This is a genomic window from Bdellovibrio sp. CKG001 (assembly GCF_055397465.1).
This window is the reverse complement of record NZ_AP029173.1, coordinates 2,247,009-2,264,009: the sequence shown is the minus strand read 5'-3', so window position 1 is coordinate 2,264,009 and position 17,001 is coordinate 2,247,009. Positions and strand designations below refer to the sequence as shown.

Annotated in this window: 9 protein-coding genes; 7 read left to right on the top strand and 2 right to left on the bottom strand. The window is 50.7% G+C overall.

Annotation, left to right across the window (positions count from 1 at the left end; translation table 11 throughout):
• Window positions 1-18: 18 nt before the first annotated feature.
• The 3 genes from ACZ50P_RS10765 (at window position 19) to ACZ50P_RS10755 (ending at window position 5,215) form a co-directional block, all read left to right on the top strand.
• Window positions 19-1,314 (top strand): hypothetical protein, encoded by a 1,296-nt coding sequence (locus ACZ50P_RS10765; RefSeq protein ID WP_464131063.1) that lies wholly within the window; start codon window positions 19-21, stop codon window positions 1,312-1,314.
• A 190-nt stretch (window positions 1,315-1,504) separates the two neighbouring features.
• Window positions 1,505-4,105, top strand: a complete 2,601-nt coding sequence (gene uvrA / locus ACZ50P_RS10760) for an excinuclease ABC subunit UvrA (protein WP_464131062.1) — start codon at window positions 1,505-1,507, stop codon at window positions 4,103-4,105.
• Window positions 4,106-4,183: 78 nt separating this feature from the next.
• Window positions 4,184-5,215 carry a DUF475 domain-containing protein gene (locus tag ACZ50P_RS10755; RefSeq protein WP_464120759.1) on the top strand — a complete coding sequence of 344 codons (1,032 nt, stop codon included), beginning with the start codon at window positions 4,184-4,186 and terminating at the stop codon, window positions 5,213-5,215.
• Between the two features lie 53 nt (window positions 5,216-5,268).
• On the opposite strand, the gene ACZ50P_RS10750 is transcribed toward ACZ50P_RS10755, so the two are convergent.
• Window positions 5,269-6,147 (bottom strand): DMT family transporter, encoded by an 879-nt coding sequence (locus tag ACZ50P_RS10750; protein WP_464120760.1) that lies wholly within the window; start codon window positions 6,145-6,147, stop codon window positions 5,269-5,271.
• On the bottom strand, window positions 6,140-6,862 hold the full coding sequence (locus ACZ50P_RS10745) for an FAD-binding oxidoreductase (RefSeq protein WP_464120761.1): 723 nt from the start codon (window positions 6,860-6,862) through the stop codon (window positions 6,140-6,142). Before ACZ50P_RS10745 ends, ACZ50P_RS10750 begins: the two co-directional genes overlap by 8 nt.
• Window positions 6,863-6,982: 120 nt before the next feature.
• Here ACZ50P_RS10745 and ACZ50P_RS10740 point away from each other — a divergent pair, with 120 nt between their 5' ends.
• The 4 genes from ACZ50P_RS10740 (at window position 6,983) to ACZ50P_RS10725 (ending at window position 16,999) form a co-directional block, all read left to right on the top strand.
• Window positions 6,983-9,061 (top strand): hypothetical protein, encoded by a 2,079-nt coding sequence (locus tag ACZ50P_RS10740; RefSeq protein ID WP_464131060.1) that lies wholly within the window; start codon window positions 6,983-6,985, stop codon window positions 9,059-9,061.
• A 186-nt stretch (window positions 9,062-9,247) separates the two neighbouring features.
• Window positions 9,248-10,318, top strand: a complete 1,071-nt coding sequence (locus tag ACZ50P_RS10735; RefSeq protein WP_464131058.1) for a hypothetical protein — start codon at window positions 9,248-9,250, stop codon at window positions 10,316-10,318.
• Window positions 10,319-10,505: 187 nt separating this feature from the next.
• Entirely contained in the window at window positions 10,506-13,907 is a 3,402-nt protein-coding gene (locus ACZ50P_RS10730) for a hypothetical protein (RefSeq protein ID WP_464131056.1), read from the top strand.
• A complete protein-coding gene (locus ACZ50P_RS10725; RefSeq protein ID WP_464131054.1) occupies window positions 13,904-16,999 on the top strand; it encodes a S8 family serine peptidase in 3,096 nt (1,031 codons plus the stop codon). Before ACZ50P_RS10730 ends, ACZ50P_RS10725 begins: the two co-directional genes overlap by 4 nt.
• Window positions 17,000-17,001 lie beyond the last annotated feature (2 nt).

The following is a 17,001-nucleotide window of genomic DNA, read 5'->3' as shown; positions in this document are numbered from 1 at the left end:
ACGACCGATAGGACTTATATGAAGTTGGCTTTAAAAAGGTGGGGAGTCATTATCCTCGCACCTCTTTTTTTGGGTATTAGCAGTGGCGGGCTTGTTGAGCTTGAGGGCTACTTTAATGCTCGTTATTCAGCCAACTTTCTGAAGTCCACGCGCAACGTGCGTTTTGTTTTGCCTCCGGGGACGAAAGCTAAAATTCAGGAAGTAAAAAAGTTCAGCTCCGGTAAGTACGGGCTGAATGTGGAAGTGCTTGATGGCAAACAAAAAGGCGAAAAGGCCTGGGTCTATTACAACCCTTCCAATCCCGGTATGAAGCTTTATGAAGGCGAACAGGCTGAAGCTCAGGACAAGACCACCAAAGAAGTGGAAAAAGCCGATCGTGTGCGCACAACACGCAAGACGGAAGCTTTAAGGGTTCCGGCCGGTGCGCAGGAAAAAGAGAATAAAGACGCTGCTGCCGAAGTGGCTCGTCAGATCGAAAAAGGTAATAAGGTCGTCAAAGAACAGGCGCAACCCGGTGGTCCTTGCCGAGATTGTGAAGTTTCAAAGCTCTATTCCCGTGATGTCAAACAATCAGAGGCGGTTGATCCCAAGGTCAGTCAGTTTGCAGGTCGATCTTCGGCTGATGCTCCGACGTTGCGCCCACCCACGCGCACGGTGAATCCTTATGGAGTTCGTCCAGTGACGTGTCGGACGGTGGGTACATATGATTCCTGCACAAGCCAGGGGGATCCGGCGGAAAGCAAATTTAAACTCTTCAATCGGGGCCCCAATCGCATTGTGCCCAGCAAAGCGGAAAACCGTGACCGAATTTGGACCTTTGAATACGAGGGGGGAGCCCGGCAGGATCTGGGGTTTTATATCAGTGATTCCCCGAATTCGACCCTGAGCCATATTCAGGAAACCTACATGATGGTGTTTCCGCGCAAGACGCTTCCGCACATCCGTGTGGAAGGGAACAGACAAATCGTGACGTTGCCGACGGGTGAGACCGTGACTTTCAATGCGCAGACTCGTGAAGTGATTGGTGGAGTGATGAGCGAAGATGGTCCGATCACCAAGGGGGGCACGAAACTTGACCCTCCGAAAGTGACCTATCGTGGTTCAGGTGTTGTTGTGCGGGTGGATGCTCGCGGGGATGAACCTCGTTTGCAGAAAAACGGAACAGCCACGATCAGCAAACAAGGGCGCACATGCAAGGTTCCCACCAAAGACCTGTGGCCGGACCAGCGTCAATCCTCCGCCGCTCATTTCAAATACTTCTCAGACTCCGATTTTGACACTTACCTAAAATCCAAATGCGGCTTCGGCCTCTAAAAGGTGCCTGGTTGTTTTTTCTGGCTACAACGCATCAGGTGAAGTCCTTCGTTAATTAAAAAGCCCGTCTAGCAAGTTATTGTGATTTCTTTGTGTTTTCCTACGGACTGCTGCGCCGTAGCCAGAAAAAACAACCAGGCACCTTTTCTCGGCTTTCCTTCTGGAAGGCTCGGGCTTAGACTTTGGGGTTATGTCGCATGCTGAAGATGGAATCATAGTTAAGGGTGCAAAAGAGCATAATCTCAAAGACGTGAGTGTTACTATCCCGCGCAACAAGATCACCGTGTTTACGGGCTTAAGTGGCAGTGGAAAGTCCTCGCTGGCATTTGATACGGTCTATGCTGAAGGACAAAGACGTTATGTAGAAAGTCTTTCGGCCTATGCGCGCAACTTCCTTGAACAGCTAAAAAAACCGGAAGTGGATTCCATCACGGGGCTTTCTCCTGCAATTGCGATTGATCAGAAATCTGTCGGTACCAATCCTCGATCCACCGTGGGCACGGTGACCGAGATCTATGATTACCTGCGCCTGTTGTATGCGAAGTTGGGTGTTCCGGAATGTCCGACCCACCATATTCCAGTAAGCAGTCAAACCCCGCAGCAGATCATCGAAGAGGTGTTCAAAAAAAGCCAGGGGACTAAGTTTTATGTCCTGGCTCCGATGGCGTCGGGAAAAAAAGGGGAGTTCTTAGCTGAATTCCAGCGCTGGGCGAAGAAAGGTTTTGTCAAAGCCAAAGTCGACGGCAAGATGATTGATCTTGATAAGGCCACCAAGCTTGCCAAGACCAAAACCCACGATATTGATCTGGTGATTGATCAGTTGATTCTGAAAGACAGCCTGAAGCTGCGTCTTTCTGAAAGCATCAACACCGCACTTTCCATGGCCAATGGCCGCGTGATCATTGAAACTCTGGACGGGGATCGTGTGTCTTATTCTTTGCATTCGGCTTGTCCTGAGTGCGGCTTCAGCTTCCCGGAGATCGAACCAAGACTTTTCAGTTTCAACAACCCACGCGGCGCCTGCCCGACATGCAACGGACTGGGGACGATAGATCTGGAAGAAGAGGAGCAATTCTCTGACGGTGAAGTCGGTGGTAAAAAACTCGACAAAGTCGTTTACAAATACAAAGGTAAAAAAACTTCGGACGAAGACGATGAAGAAGGCGAAGAAATGGTTTTGAACGACTGCCCGGATTGTCACGGCAGTCGTTTGAAGCCGGAAGCCCTGAATATCCGTCTGGGCGGAAAAACCATTGCTGAATTGTCTGATTTGGGTGCGGTGGAGCTTCGGGACTGGATCGCGAAACTGGAATGGAAAACCAAAGACCAGTTGATCGCGGAAAAGATCGTGAAACAAATCCTGGCACGTCTGGATTATCTGATTCGAGTCGGCACAGGATATCTGTCTCTTAGCCGTCCTTCGCGCACACTGTCGGGGGGCGAAGCCCAGCGTATTCGTCTGGCCACGCAAGTGGGTTCGGCCTTGATCGGCTGTCTGTATGTCATGGATGAGCCCAGCATCGGGCTGCATCCGCGGGATCATCACAGACTGCTGGATATTATCGGTGAGCTGAAGGATCGTGGGAACACCATTTTGTTGGTCGAGCATGACGAAGACACCATTCGCTACGCCGACTTTGTTGTGGACCTGGGGCCACGTGCGGGGATTTTGGGCGGAGAAAAAATGGCCCAAGGGACGCCGGATGAACTGGCGGCCAACCCGAATTCATTAACAGGGAAATACCTCAGTGGCGAGATCCGCATTCCTGTCCCCAAAGAACGTCGCAAGGGGAACGGTCACACCCTGAAGCTTTTGGGGGCCAGTGGAAACAATTTGCACGATGTGGACCTGGAAATTCCTCTGGGGACCTTTACCACCGTGACGGGGGTGTCCGGGTCAGGAAAAAGCACCCTGATCATCGACACTCTATACAAGATTTTGGCGCAGCACTTTTATAAGGCACTGGCACAGCCATCTCCTTATAAAAAGATTCAGGGTCTTGAGCACATCGACAAGGTCATTGATATCAATCAAAAACCCATCGGGCGAACGCCGCGGTCGACGCCGGCAACTTATGTGGGTCTGTTCCCGATGATTCGTGATCTGTTTGCAAACTTGCCGGATTCAAAACTGCGCGGTTACGAACCGGGACGTTTCAGCTTTAACGTCAAAGGCGGACGCTGTGAAACCTGCATGGGACACGGACAGATCCGTATGGAGATGCACTTTCTTAGTGATGTGTTTGTGACCTGCGATACTTGTCTGGGGCGCAGATACAACCGCGAGACTTTGAACGTAAAATACAAAAATAAATCCATCGCCGATGTCCTGGAAATGAGCGTGGGCGAGGCTTTGGAGTTCTTCCGCAACCACACGCAGATCTATCGCAAGCTTGAAACTTTGCATCGTGTGGGGCTGGACTATATGACTTTGGGTCAGAGTTCGACCACTCTTTCAGGGGGGGAGGCTCAGCGTGTGAAGCTTTCCAAAGAGCTTTCCCGTCGTGGCACGGGTAAGACGCTGTACATTTTAGATGAGCCCACCACGGGTTTGCACTTTGATGACGTTCGCAAACTGGTGGAGCTGATTCAAGAACTTGCGGACCAGGGGAACACCGTGCTGGTTATTGAACACAATATGGAAGTGGTGAAGACCTCGGACCATGTGATCGACCTGGGCCCGGATGGAGGAAAAGGCGGCGGCTATATCGTTGCCACGGGAACTCCAGAACAAGTGGCTAAGGTCCCTGCCAGTGAAACAGGCAAATTCCTGAAGCCTCTCTTGAAATAAACCGAGTTCATTTTTGACAAGCCATGTCTTCAACGACCGCCCTTGATTCTTAGGGCGGAATCGGGGAAATCTGTCAGAATGAAATACTTTACAGGTTCCTTTGTCTTTACCTTCATCGGTCTGATTGCGTCTTACTTCGTTGGTCACTACTACGGTGGCACGGTGACAGCCGGTCTTCAGGCTCTTTTTATTGCCTCCATTCTGGCGATTCTTGAAATCTCATTGTCTTTCGATAATGCGATTGTGAACGCTGTTGTTCTAAAGGAAATGACTCCGGTCTGGCGTCATCGTTTCCTGACTTGGGGGATGCTTATCGCGGTCTTTGGGATGCGCCTGGTCTTCCCATTATTGATTGTGACCTTCATGGCGGATGTAAATCCGTGGGAAGCCTTGGTGATCGCGGCGACGAAGCCGGATGATTACGCCAAAATGATGCTCGATGCTCACTTGCAGGTGGCAGCCTTCGGAGGAAGCTTCCTGTTGATGGTGGCGCTGAAGTACTTCTATGACGGCAGCAAGGATTTGCACTGGATTCCGTTTATTGAAAAGCCGACTCGTTATATTGGCAGCAAAGTCGAAGCCATCGAAGTCTGCTTAAGTTTGATTATTCTTATTTTGATCACGAACTTCCTGCCTAAAGAAGAAGCCTTGCCGTTCCTGATGGCGGGGATGGCGGGTCTGATCACTTACGTGATCGTGGATGGTATTGGGTCCTGGTTGGAGGCCTCTGATGAGCAAATGCACGACGTGCACAAGGCCAGCGCCGGGATGTTCCTGTATCTGGAAGTTCTGGATGCGTCATTCAGTTTCGACGGCGTGGTGGGAGCCTTTGCAATCACGCACAATTTGTTCATCATTATGATTGGTCTTAGTATCGGAGCCTTCTTCGTGCGTAGTTTGACGATCATGTTCGTGGAAAAAGAGGCACTGACCAAGTTTGCCTTCCTGGAGCACGGGGCCTTCTATGCCATCGGTTTGCTTTCCATGATCATGTTGGCAGATCCGTTCCTGCACATCCCTGAATGGTTCACGGGCCTGAGCGGCGGGATTATTATCCTGACGTCATTCTTGTGGTCCCTGAAAAAAGGCAACATCGAAGCCTCTCATTAGGCGGTTGATGAAAAAGGCCCCACTGACTGCGTTGTTGGGGCCTGTTCTCGCTCCTAGGTTTCTTTCTTGGACGGGTCCCACAGAATTTGCAGGACAGAGGCGGCCATGATCAGAACGGCGCCCGAGATCTGCAGTGGTGACAGGCGTTCGTTCAGGATCAAAAAGCCAAACATCGCCGCAAACGGGGATTCCAGCAGGAAGATCATGCTGGCGGTAGAGTCGGACAGAATTTTCTGAGTTCGAATTTGCAAATAAAAAGCAATGATGCTGGAGCCCAGTCCCAGGCACAAAACTCCCAGCCAAGGTTTGGCTGTTGGTGTGCCTACAAACATTTGTTCCTGTGACAACAACAACGGCGTCAGCGCCAACAGGCACCACAGGGACTGGAAGTTATTAAAGCGAAAGGCATTGCCCACGCGGTGGGATATGCGCCCGATATAGATGATATGAAATGTCGCAAACACCGCACACGCCAAAGTCCACAGATCCCCGGTGTTGATGTTGTCGATCTTTCCGCCCACCAGGATGAAAGTGCCCACTAATGCCAGGAAGGTCAAAGCGTACTGACGCCAGGAACTGGCGGTTTTAAAGAACCAGGCATTAAACAGAGGCACTAAAATAACATACAGGGCAGTTAGAAAACCGCTCTTGGTGGCGGTGGTGTATTTTAAACCTATGGTCTGCAAAAGAAGCATTCCGCCCAACAGCAGCCCTGCAGGCAGGGCGCGGGTCAGCTCCTCGCGCAGGCTGACAAAGTTGGGGCCTTTGGCAATCAGGTAAAGAAGTTCTCCGACAATCCCGGCAATAACAAAGCGCAGGAAAAGAGTCTCAACAGGAGTGAAGGCCTCCAGCGCCCACACTGTGGCGACAAAGCCGAAGCCCCAAAGGACTCCGGCAAAGATCAGTTCTAAGGCCGCACGGTTTTTAGTCAAAGGCCTCTGCCCAGATTTTGGTTTTATCAAAACCATCAATTTCCAGAAGCTGATGTTTCACTTCCTTGATCATGCCGCCGTTACCGCAGAGGTAGAACGTGGTGGGGATGTTCTTGTAGTCAAATTCAGAGATAAAGTTCTGCACGTAACCTTTTTTGCCCTTCCAGTCGTCCTGGGGACGGCTCAGAACAAATTCAAATTTGAAATCAGGCAGTTCTTTTTCCAGAGCCGCCATTTCTTTTTGATAGTACATGTCTTTTTCTGTGCGCACGCCAAACAGCATGCGGTAGCGCAGGTTTGGGTACTGCTCTTTTTTTGAAAGCAGGTAGCAGATGTGTTGGGATAGCCCTGTGCCCGTGTTCAGGAAGACAATTTGCTCTGTCGGAGGCTCCTGGAAGAAGACTTTTCCAAACGGGCCGGTGAAGTTTAAGAGTTCTCCGCCTTTGAGTTGCCAAACAAAAGTCGAGGCAAGTCCGTTTTCAACGAACTTGAACAGAAGACGGAAGCCGTCTTTAGTGCGGTCGTCAGAGGCGATGGAATATGCACGCAGCGCTGGTTTTGCTTCCCCTTGAGGGACGTGAAGCATCACGAATTGGCCGGCTTTGAAGTTGAATTCATTGGGAGTCTCAGTTTTGAGGACCAATTCCCGCACTGTAGGGGTGTGGTCGATGATCTCTGTGACTCTCATGTGGTAGATCGTACGAGCGGCAGACATAGGGCTCCTTCATATTGCAAAGAGGATTTAATAGTCTGAAAAAGCCAGACAGTCCAATGTTTTAGCTTGTTACAAAACCTCGTATTCAATAAAATTAAAGCTCAGCAGAGAGGTACAACCGTGAATAGTGCGCAGCATCTGGTTTTGATCGTTTTATTGGCATTTGCGTCCTTTGTACACGCACAGACGTCTGAGGAAACACCTCAACCAAGTGCTCCAACCACGCCGGCGGTGGAAGCCTCTGAAAGTGGGGACTCCACGGAAGAAGTGCCAGCCCCTCAACGCTCCTTGCTAAAAACAGCGGCGACCCGGGATTTTAATAAGCCTCTTTACTTCGATCAGATAGACAATGGTGTGATTTTGCCTCCGCTGGAGTTGGAGTACGACCTGACGGGTGGAAAGATCCTGAAGTTGGGAAATCTGCAGTTCAATGAAAAAAACTTCTTCTTTGCCTTACTGCCACTGGGTAAGACGCATTCACAGCTGTCTCAGGTGCTCAGCGGAAGTGAAGCGGGTAAAGTGACTTTGGTGATGGCTTGGCCCGAAAAACTGATGAGCCACGGCACCCTGGAGATGATTTCCCGCACGGGCACTGTCTTGTGGAGCTACTCTTTTACTCAGGAAGATCGTACAAAATGGCAGAAGCAGCTGGATGGCTGGAGAAAAGCTCTGGTTGAAAAAGGGGTTGCCGCCAAAGACGTGGCGCGCTCTGGAATCTTTGGATCTCAGTTTGCGATTGTTGACGTGGAAAGCGCGAAAGCTCCGTTCTGGGGCCAGAAAGAATCATTCCGTTTCTGTGTCACTCAAACAGATGGCCGTAACTCCACGAAAATGTGCTCTCAGCGTTATGGAACGAAATCCTCCGGTAAGAATGTGATCATGGGGAAGGTCCGCTCTGATGCGGTGACCCCGCGTGTGCTGGTGAATAACGAAGAGGCGGCACTGAAGAACTCTGTGCCCGTGGCGGCGGACATGCCCAGCTCGTTTTTCGCAGAGCTGGGAACAGGTGAGTCCTATGAGTTTGTGACCTTGCCGAATAAGCTGGAGCTGATGGATATCTCCGATACGAAAAAGCCGGGCACTTTGCGCATCGTGGGTTATGATACAAGACCGATCGGACGCTCTGTGATTTTGAATCCGGACCAGTACGGTTCTTTGACAAAGCTTTTGGGCTTTGAGGCGACGATTGGGGACCCTCGTAAATTCTGGGCGGCGGCCATTAAGAAGGACGATCCAAAAATTTATCTGCCAGGTCAGGGGGGTGGCGTATTCAAACAAAAATTTGAACTGTCTGAAATTCCTCGCGCGCAGTCTCGTGTATATTTAAGCAAGCGTGCACCCACCGGAACCTATATCGATGGAATCAAGCTGGAAGGCCGCAAGCAGCCAGTGGCGCAGATCACCAGCGATCAGAACTCTGCGCAGGAAAACCCACAGGATCCGGCCTCCTTTGTATGGAACTTCCGGGCGACAGAACGAGGTCAGATCAACCGCTCTTATCTGACTGTGGAAATGGATGGCAAGACGTACAAGTCCTACTATGAAATCTACAAGGGCTATCCGCGTGAGGTGTCCGGACGCTTCACGGGTGTTCAGGCCAAGAGTGAATTTATCATCATGGGGGAAGTGGCCTACAATCAATGGTTCGAGGATCTGTTTGGTTGGACCAATTACTGGCTGTCCCGTCAGCGCTGGGGTGTCAGTGCCAAGTACTTCCAGTCCTTTAATCAGCTGAAAGTGGATACGGCCGGCAATACAGCTCCACTCAGTGTGATGACAGTGGATTTGAAATACCGCGCGACTCCAGGTCTTTGGGGGCGTGATGAGTCCGTTGGGGGTATGTTGTCCTATCAGAACGTGACGTTTGATAAGTTGAAAGCACCGATGTTGGGAGTGGGGGCCTTCTGGGCGCGCTCCATGCCGAAGGTGTTTGATGACTTCTTTAATCTGCTGCCTTTCATGCGTTATCCTAAATGGGTGGATATGGAGTTCATTTACTATATGAGCTCCATGGACTCAAAGGTGACCCTGAATGCGCCCATGTCCCTGAACTTCCATGGTAAGGTTCTGTGGTCAGAGCGCTACTTCGGAGAGGCGGGCTTCGGTATGAAACGCTACGGCTTTAAAGATTCGTCTTTGAATCAAAAAGCTGAACTCAACACGTTCTATGGCACCGTGGGCTTGGGGATCAACTTCTAAGTCTCAGGGATCATCAGTAAGAACAGACCCAAAAACGGAGGCCCCAGGTCTCCGTTTTTTGTTTTAAAAGATTACCATTTAAGGTCACCTGTTCAGGTCTTTGACAGCTGAGCAGGATTTAAACACCCCTCCGCGCTGGATTGTGAATTGCTCTAGCTTTCGACGTCATAATAGAAAGGACGTCGAATGAGACTTATAAAAGCAGCCCTCCTGTTTTTGCTCACCTTTGCCTCGGCATTGGTTTTTATGCCGGAAAAAGGTTATGCCACATCGACAGACGCGGAAGATCTGGCGGCCTGTTCTCCGAAAGATGTGCGTGAGTACATGGCCCCGCAGATGAAGAAGTATTTCATGACTCCTTCGGATCAGGGAAATATCGGGTGGTGCTATGGCTATGCTGCCAATGATATTCTGAGCCAGAAGTTAGGAATTCCACTTTCGGCCATTTACACGTCATCAAACTATACAAGTCGTATCACCGGCGCGGGCCGCTTCTTTCGCAGTATTCTGAATGGGGATACGGCGGTTGCAGAAGGCGGTTTTATTGCCGGAGCCATCAAGGATATCAAAAAGAATGGTTATGCGTGCAGTACGCAGGCGCTGCCTCAGAACGGAAACTTCACGTTTGAATTGGTCCCTCGATATGTGTCCATGGCAGGAACGGGTGATCTGGTTCGCTACATGGAGAAAGTTCGTGAAAACGACTGCAACGATGAAATGTGCCAAAAGCGCGTGGACTATCTGTTTGATTATTTCTTCGGTAAGCTCAGTGTAATCGATGTAAAACGCTATGTGATCAACACCAAGGATTCTCGCCTCGAGGATGTGTTGTTTAAGTTGATGGATGCAGGTTGTGGTGCTGCCAAGGTGAAAGTGCCAAGCTCTCTCAAAGTCCGCACGGGCGGGGACACCAGCAAGCAGAGCAACTCTTCTGACAAACACCCCTCTGATAGCTACGACCCAGAACAAACCTTGATTGCGAAGCTCAATCGTCAGTTGAATGCGAATAAGGTGGTGGGTTTTGAATACAACGCCAAACACATCACCGGTGTTGGAGGAATCTTCGGCGGCTGGCATGCATCTTCTGTGGTGGGACGAAAAGTGATCAATAACAAGTGTCACTATCTGGTGCGCAACTCCTGGGGGACGACGTGCTCGTACAAGCCAGGGGTCATTTGTGACAAAGACACTGGTTCTTACTGGGTTGATAGCGCGACCTTCAAGCGCATGACCACGAAGCTTGTCTGGGTCGATTAGTGATAAAAAACTGAGCGAGGCTATAAATGCTTCACAAAGACCGCAGCCCCCCTGCGGTCTTTGTCGCTCAGGTCCAATTGAACGGGTAATTGTTTCAAAACGGCTGCCGTTTTCTGGCGCGGTATTTGCTCAACCGGTGACGGGGATCTTTTTAAGGTCTCTTTGACACCACAAAAAAGGATACGCCATGTCCCTCAGAATAGTCATAGTCTGTGCGTTATGCCTGATGGCTCTTTCGATCGCCAGTGCCGAGAGCGTTTCATTGCCGTTGAACTCGGTAAAGAAGCCCGCCATGGACCTTATCAGTCAGACGGGTGCCGCTTTGGATGTCGGTCAGGCTGCAGCTTTGGCGAATCAGGGGCAGGACCTGAGCGTTCTGAATCCCGCTGAAAACAAGATGTGGCAAAACCGTGTCTATCCGGGCGTTGAAGACGTGCCGGGCAGCTATCCGACCTCTGCAAGAGGAGTGCAGTTCCTGTCTGAAGAAGCAGCCTTGCCTTTCACCTACATGTCTCGTGTTCAGTCCAATGAAAACCCAAACCTGTTCTATCGTTTAAGCTTAAGCCGTCTGACCCACACAACTTTGATGCGTGCAGCCCTGCTCAGAAAACTCGGCTACTATGTTCCGTCTCCAAAGTATTACCGCAACCTGCGTGTATTCTTTAAGTCTGAGGAAGAAAAGAAATCCTTCCTGAAAAATGCCCAGGAATCCATGATTTCTGACTTTGACAGTCGTGGCTGGGTGACAGAAGACAACACCCAAAACCATTCTGTGGTCTTTGCCGACGCGATGCTGGAGCCAGCCGTGGCAGAGTACTTTGATATCCAATGGGGTTATGCTCCAGATCCAAACAATCCTAATCAATTGCCAGCGGTGCAGCGTTATTCCCGCTATCGCGCCTATCGTGCGTTGATTCTGCCATTTGCTTTGGTGGACTTGCCAGAAAGTGTGAATCGTTTCTCGGCGAAATTCGGGGCTGTTCTTTCCGGTCACGTGATCATCAATCACCCGTCGGCAGAATCCTTCTCTGCCGCAAGTTATGAGGATGTGCGCTGGTTGGTGCGTCGTCTGTCGGAACTACGATACAATGACTTTGTCGAGATCGTGCGTGCCGGGGCTTATCCGCAGGAACTTGAAGACCTGATACTGGCAAAACTGATTCACCGTGCTCACAATGCCTTGGAGCTGTTTAATCTTAAGAATGTTTCCGGCTGGCCGAAGCCGGATCTGAATATCACATCACACTCTGGTCTGGTTAAAGACGGGAAGGTGACTCAGGAGTTCGTTCCGGGCTATCCGCAGCGTTTTGCCCACGGGGATCGTCAATCGCCATTCCAGGATGGGGATTTGGAACGTTACATGGGTATCCGCGCCAAATCCGCGGCGATCAGCACGGTTCTAAATCATATCAATGAAAAGCTGGATCTTTTGTCTGTCGGTGATTTGTATCAAAGCCGCCGTGACGAAATGACCCAACGAGTGATCGAACACATCCGTCAGCGCCCTTACGAGCCTTTATATCAAAAGGTCGAAGCTTGGGGCGGTCCGGTGGGTGGTTTCAACTTCGGAGCCACTCGGCACGTGACAACAGGGACTTACTTCGGAAGTTCCGCGCCAATTCAATTGGTGGATAACGTCAGTGTTGCCGGTCGTTTGGGTTACTTTATGACTCTGGATGGGGTTCCTAAAGTCACACCAATGGCAGGCGCCAACATCATGGTGATGCGTGACTATACCCACGTGCGTCCTTTGACGTCCATTCAGGAAGGCACCAAGGTTTCCTGGAAGGACATGTTGATCCCGCGATTCATGACGAAACTTTCCAGTGTCCTGGATGAAAAAGACCCTATTAAAGGTGCGACTCCCGATGCGCCGACTCGTCAGCCGCTGGATGCCTTCCTGGCCGATCTGCGTGAAGGTGAAGTCTTCACCATCACGGATTCCGTGGCGTTGTCTGCTTACGCTCAGACCTCGTCTTCTTTGGATGTTCTGATGGGGATTTCCCCGTTGAATTTCCTCAACACCGTGGCCGTCGGTGTGGACGCCAACCGTGCGATCCTGCGCCAGACAAGCTTCATGCGCACCAAAGAAGGTGTTCAGGTTTATGTGCGTTCTCAGACCAGCAAGGCTTTGGGAATGACTCTGGACGTAAACTATTTCATTAATATTCTGCGTGTTCGTTCCAACACCACGTGGGCGGATCTGAATACGGATGCCTTCGTGATTGATTACAATCCCGAGTACGCTGAATATATTGATTCTGAAAATTCGGATGCGAAGTTCGTGCAGGACTTCAAAAGAACTCGTGACAACCTGAAGCCGGCTTTGCGTGCTCTGTTCAAGAGCAATGATCCGGAATTGTTGTACGCAAAATTCCAGCATCGTAAGTTTGAAATCGATCACAATCTAAAAACCCGCGAGGTGCGATCCAAGTTCTTCGCGATGCGTGTGAATTCCTTCAATGAAGATCATTTGTTGAAAATCCGCTACCCCCGCAGCGAAGAAGCGCCGGAGTTGAATCCAAAAGATGAAGAAGTGACCTTGTTCTCAAATAAGCGCGGGGAATTGAAGGGGCGCGATCTTTTGGGCTTTGCCTTTGACTGGGTGGAAGGTTTGCTCAACAAGTGGGCGCCTAAAGGCCGCGTGGATCTGGCGCGCAGTGATGATCCGAATCCGGCGAACACCCCCTTTGGTAAAGCCTACTGGAGAACCGTCAACACCGAAGCGGACCTGACCACGACGGGCAAGCAGTACCCTTCTGTGGGCGTGGTTCAACACGTCTGGGGTGGCTGGCACTTAAACCGTAAGAAGTTCCTGAAACTTATTGATGAAGTTCAGGGTGAACTGAAGAACTCACCTGTGGCGTCCTATCGCCTGATTGAGCCTGAAGCCTTTGCCAATGTGACGGCCGTGGACTTCTATCGTATCACAGCGAATCTTTCTATTCTTCCTGCGGGTCTGGACAAGATTCGGGATCTGGTGCTGGCACCGGATCAGGACGGTAAGAGCGTGCCGAAAGCCAAGTTCATCGGTCGCTTCTTCCAGAAGATCAGTGAAAAGCTGGGCCGTGAGGCTCGTCCTCATGATAAAGAAATTTACAAGGACATGCTGACAGTCCTGGGGAATGGCGACTTCAAAGCCGGGGAACGCAAATTCGTTGATCAGTGTCAGGAAGAGCAAGACCGTCACAAAAAAGAAAAGTCTATGAACTACACTGGCACCTGGGTGAATGGCACCTACTTTGACTGCATGCTGCCTTGGTTGGAACGTCTGATGAAGCTGTCAGCGGCTTATCCTAAGGACAAAAAAGCCCAGACGCAGTGGATGACCAATGTGATTTACATCCTGGAAGAACAAATTCCATTGCCACAGTTGCTGAAGTTCCTGGGTAAAGAAAATTACATCTACTTCGTTCGCATCAACGGTTTCCGTATGGGTGATGAGGACGGGGACATTGAATACTTCTCCAACACATTGGGGGATCCGAAGCAGCATATCGAATATGCCAACGGTCTGATCCAGATGTTTGCGACGAAGACCCGTATTTCTCCAATCGAGCTGGACAAGACACTGGGGAGCTTCCGATGAGACACGTGATTCTTGCCTTAATCTTTTTCAGTGTGGCTCAGCAGGTGCAGGCGGCCGATCCATTTTCTTCGATGCAGTGGGGCCTGAACAATCAGGGTGTTCCACAGATGATCGACTTGGACCCCTTGCACACGTATAAGATCCCGGCGCGTCCTCAGGAGGATGTGCGTCTGCCAGTTCCCGTCAAGGCATCTAAAAAGGTGATCGTGGCGGTTCTGGATACCGGGATTCAAAAGACTCACCCGGACTTGAAAAATGTCATTCATCGCAATGAATCAGAATGCCGGGCTTTGGCGAAGTTTGAAGCCTGCGTGAAGGATTCTGATCGCGTGACTTGTGAAAAGAAATGGATGGATTTGAATAATCCGGAAGTGGATCAGGACAAGAACGGTTATCCGCTGGACTGTCAGGGCTGGAGTTTACTGGGGGGCATGAATGCCGCAGGCATCATGGGCCGTCCTGACTTTGGCGACGACCAAGGTCACGGAACGCACGTGGCGGGTATCGTGGCGGCGGAAGTGGATAACAATATCGGCGTGCGCGGTTTAAGCGAAAACGTCTCGATTTTGCCGGTGCAGGTGATCGGTGTTCAACCGAGCGAACCTATGAAGCCGCTATCGATTTATGACTCTCCACTGGAAGAGGGTCGCACTCACATCAAGGAAAGTCTTGGCGACATGGTCGCTCGTGGTGTGATCTATGCGATGCGCTCCGGTGCGCAGGTGATTAACTTCTCTATGGGCTGGCCGCAAGCCGCAGACTCTGACTTTATGAGAAAAGTCATCGTTGAAGCCCAAGCCCGTGGTGTGATCATTGTCGCGGCGGCGGGAAATGACTCCACTCGTGCGCTGTTGCGTCCTTGTGCCTATCCCAACGTGATTTGCGTGGGCGCCTCCGGTCCGGACGGCGCGTTTGCACATTTCTCTAATTTCGGTTCCGGCGTGGATATCGTGGCGCCGGGTGTGAACATCTTGAGCACCTATCCTGAAAGCAAACGCCCGGTGCGTTTCCGTTCGACGTTGGGTTACGAATTCCTTTCTGGAACATCTCAGGCTTCACCCTACGTTGCAGCCGCTGTGGCAGAACTTTTGGCGCGCGGAGTTCCGGCTCAAGATGTATACGCTCGTTTGGTCCTTGGGTCCCGTCCTGTGAAAAACAACCTTTCTTTGATGGAAGGCGGGTCTCATCAGAATGGACAAACGTTAAGACCGGAAAGGGAAATTTATCGCAAATTTGCTGTTGCCGGTAATATGGACGTAGAACGTTCCCTGAAAGTGCCAGCCCAGCCGCTGATCATTCCTGCGGATAAGGAAAAAACCGAAATCCTGTGGGATCGTAAAAGCAAAGACCTGAGCTACGAGGTGTCCTTCGTCAATAAGTGGCAGGACGTGGAAATCGGCAAAGTGAAGATGAATGCCCAATTCCTGAAGCCTCATGCTGATGCCGCTCGTCCGTGGATCACGGCCGTGAAAGAGTCTGCACCTTACCCTGGTGTCTGGAAGCAGGGGGAAGTGCGTAAGTTTGTGGTGATGATGAGTATTGTGGATCACAGCGATCCATCCAAGTCCCGTATACCCAGTGAGCTGGATTTGACCGTGGACGTAAGTGTTTCTGGTCAGGAAGCCCGTCGCTATGTTCTGGAAAGCGAAATCATTGTTCCGATCAATTCAGACGCCGTGGGTACGGATGTAAACGCCTTCAAGCTGTCGGGAATGCCAAGAACCCGCACCTCCTTCCTGCCGATCGATGAGAATCTGGATAACCATCCTGAAGAGCGACATTACTTCGTGCAAGCTGGAGATGAGAAAAACTGGCAACTGTGGGTGGCCGCGAACAACGGCTCTGATACCTACAATGTTGTGGGTGGCACAAAAATCCGCATGGAAGCTGAAGAAAAATTGCGTGCCCAGATTCTGGTTCGTCTGGATCTGAATAATGACGGGCAAAGTGAATACGCTTTGGGCGTGTTTGAAGATCGCAGCGAAGCGACCGAGCCGGGGCCTTCGCCTATGAGCTTCTTCTTCTTTGATAAGTCCATGAAGCTTCTTGATAGTTTCAAATACTCCAGCGAAGTGGCGCAGATTCCGTTTGCGATGTACTGGCAAAAAGTGGGCGGCACCAAACGTCCGGCGTGGGTGGGCGCGGGTAAAGACCCAGCCAAGAAGCGCAGCCTGAAAGATCGCTGGGAAAATCCGGATAATATCGAAAGATCGCAGACGCGTTTCTATTATATCAATGAAAAGAACGAGCTAAAGGCTCTGGAAGAGCACAATGGCTACAAGATCATTGATGTGATCGAGCCACGTCGTGATCAGGTGGTGGCAGGCCGTGTTCCTGTTCTTTTAGCGAAGAACCAGGGCACCGAGGCCAAACCTTCTTACCTGTATAACTTCGCCATCGCTGAAGTTATTGACGGGCGGGTTGAAAACTTTATGGAGCTGGATCTTTTCGCCAACCAGAACACGTACAGAAACATTTTAGATACGCGTGTCGATAAAGTTCACTCTTTGGATTATCAGAAAGATGAGTTTGCTGGCAGCTTCTGGTTCAGTGAAGGCCTGGATCGTCAGCAGCGTTTGTCGGTGTTCGATAATAAAAATTGGGAACTGTTGGATCAGCAGTTGAAGGCCGAGCGGTCCCAATTTGACTCCGCTTTGTGGGTTCGTGCGGTTTATTCAGGGCTTCAGCGCAAGGGTGCGTTCGTTCTGACAAACTCTGAAATTCAGTATCATGACCTGAATACGCAACGCGTGATCAGCCGCAGTTATGAGCGTTACACGTTCTTCCCTGACCTATTTATGTCTAATTCGTACTATCCGCTGACTTTGCGGGATGCGCGCGATGCGACAACGAAGATCCCTGCACTATTTACAACGGAGGGTTCAGGCCTCAGCCGTGGTGTCAGAATGTTGGTACCGGTTTTTGCAAGGGATGGATCTGCGGTTGAACTGGTGTCACCAGCTCGCTTGAGATTGAAGTCAGGAACAGGCTGTCGTCCTTTGGAAACGCCGGTGTTCGATGGAGCCAAGGGAGCACACTCGTTCGACTACTATTGTGGCGATAAATTGCTACGGGTTAACTTGACATATTAAAC

Coding starts and splice junctions, on each gene's coding strand:
- ACZ50P_RS10765 (WP_464131063.1), top strand. CDS start 19: ATGAAGTTGGCTTTAAAAAGGTGGGGAGTCATTATCCTCGCACCTCTT.
- uvrA (WP_464131062.1), top strand. CDS start 1,505: ATGTCGCATGCTGAAGATGGAATCATAGTTAAGGGTGCAAAAGAGCAT.
- ACZ50P_RS10755 (WP_464120759.1), top strand. CDS start 4,184: ATGAAATACTTTACAGGTTCCTTTGTCTTTACCTTCATCGGTCTGATT.
- ACZ50P_RS10745 (WP_464120761.1), bottom strand. CDS start 6,862: ATGTCTGCCGCTCGTACGATCTACCACATGAGAGTCACAGAGATCATC.
- ACZ50P_RS10735 (WP_464131058.1), top strand. CDS start 9,248: ATGAGACTTATAAAAGCAGCCCTCCTGTTTTTGCTCACCTTTGCCTCG.
- ACZ50P_RS10730 (WP_464131056.1), top strand. CDS start 10,506: ATGTCCCTCAGAATAGTCATAGTCTGTGCGTTATGCCTGATGGCTCTT.
- ACZ50P_RS10725 (WP_464131054.1), top strand. CDS start 13,904: ATGAGACACGTGATTCTTGCCTTAATCTTTTTCAGTGTGGCTCAGCAG.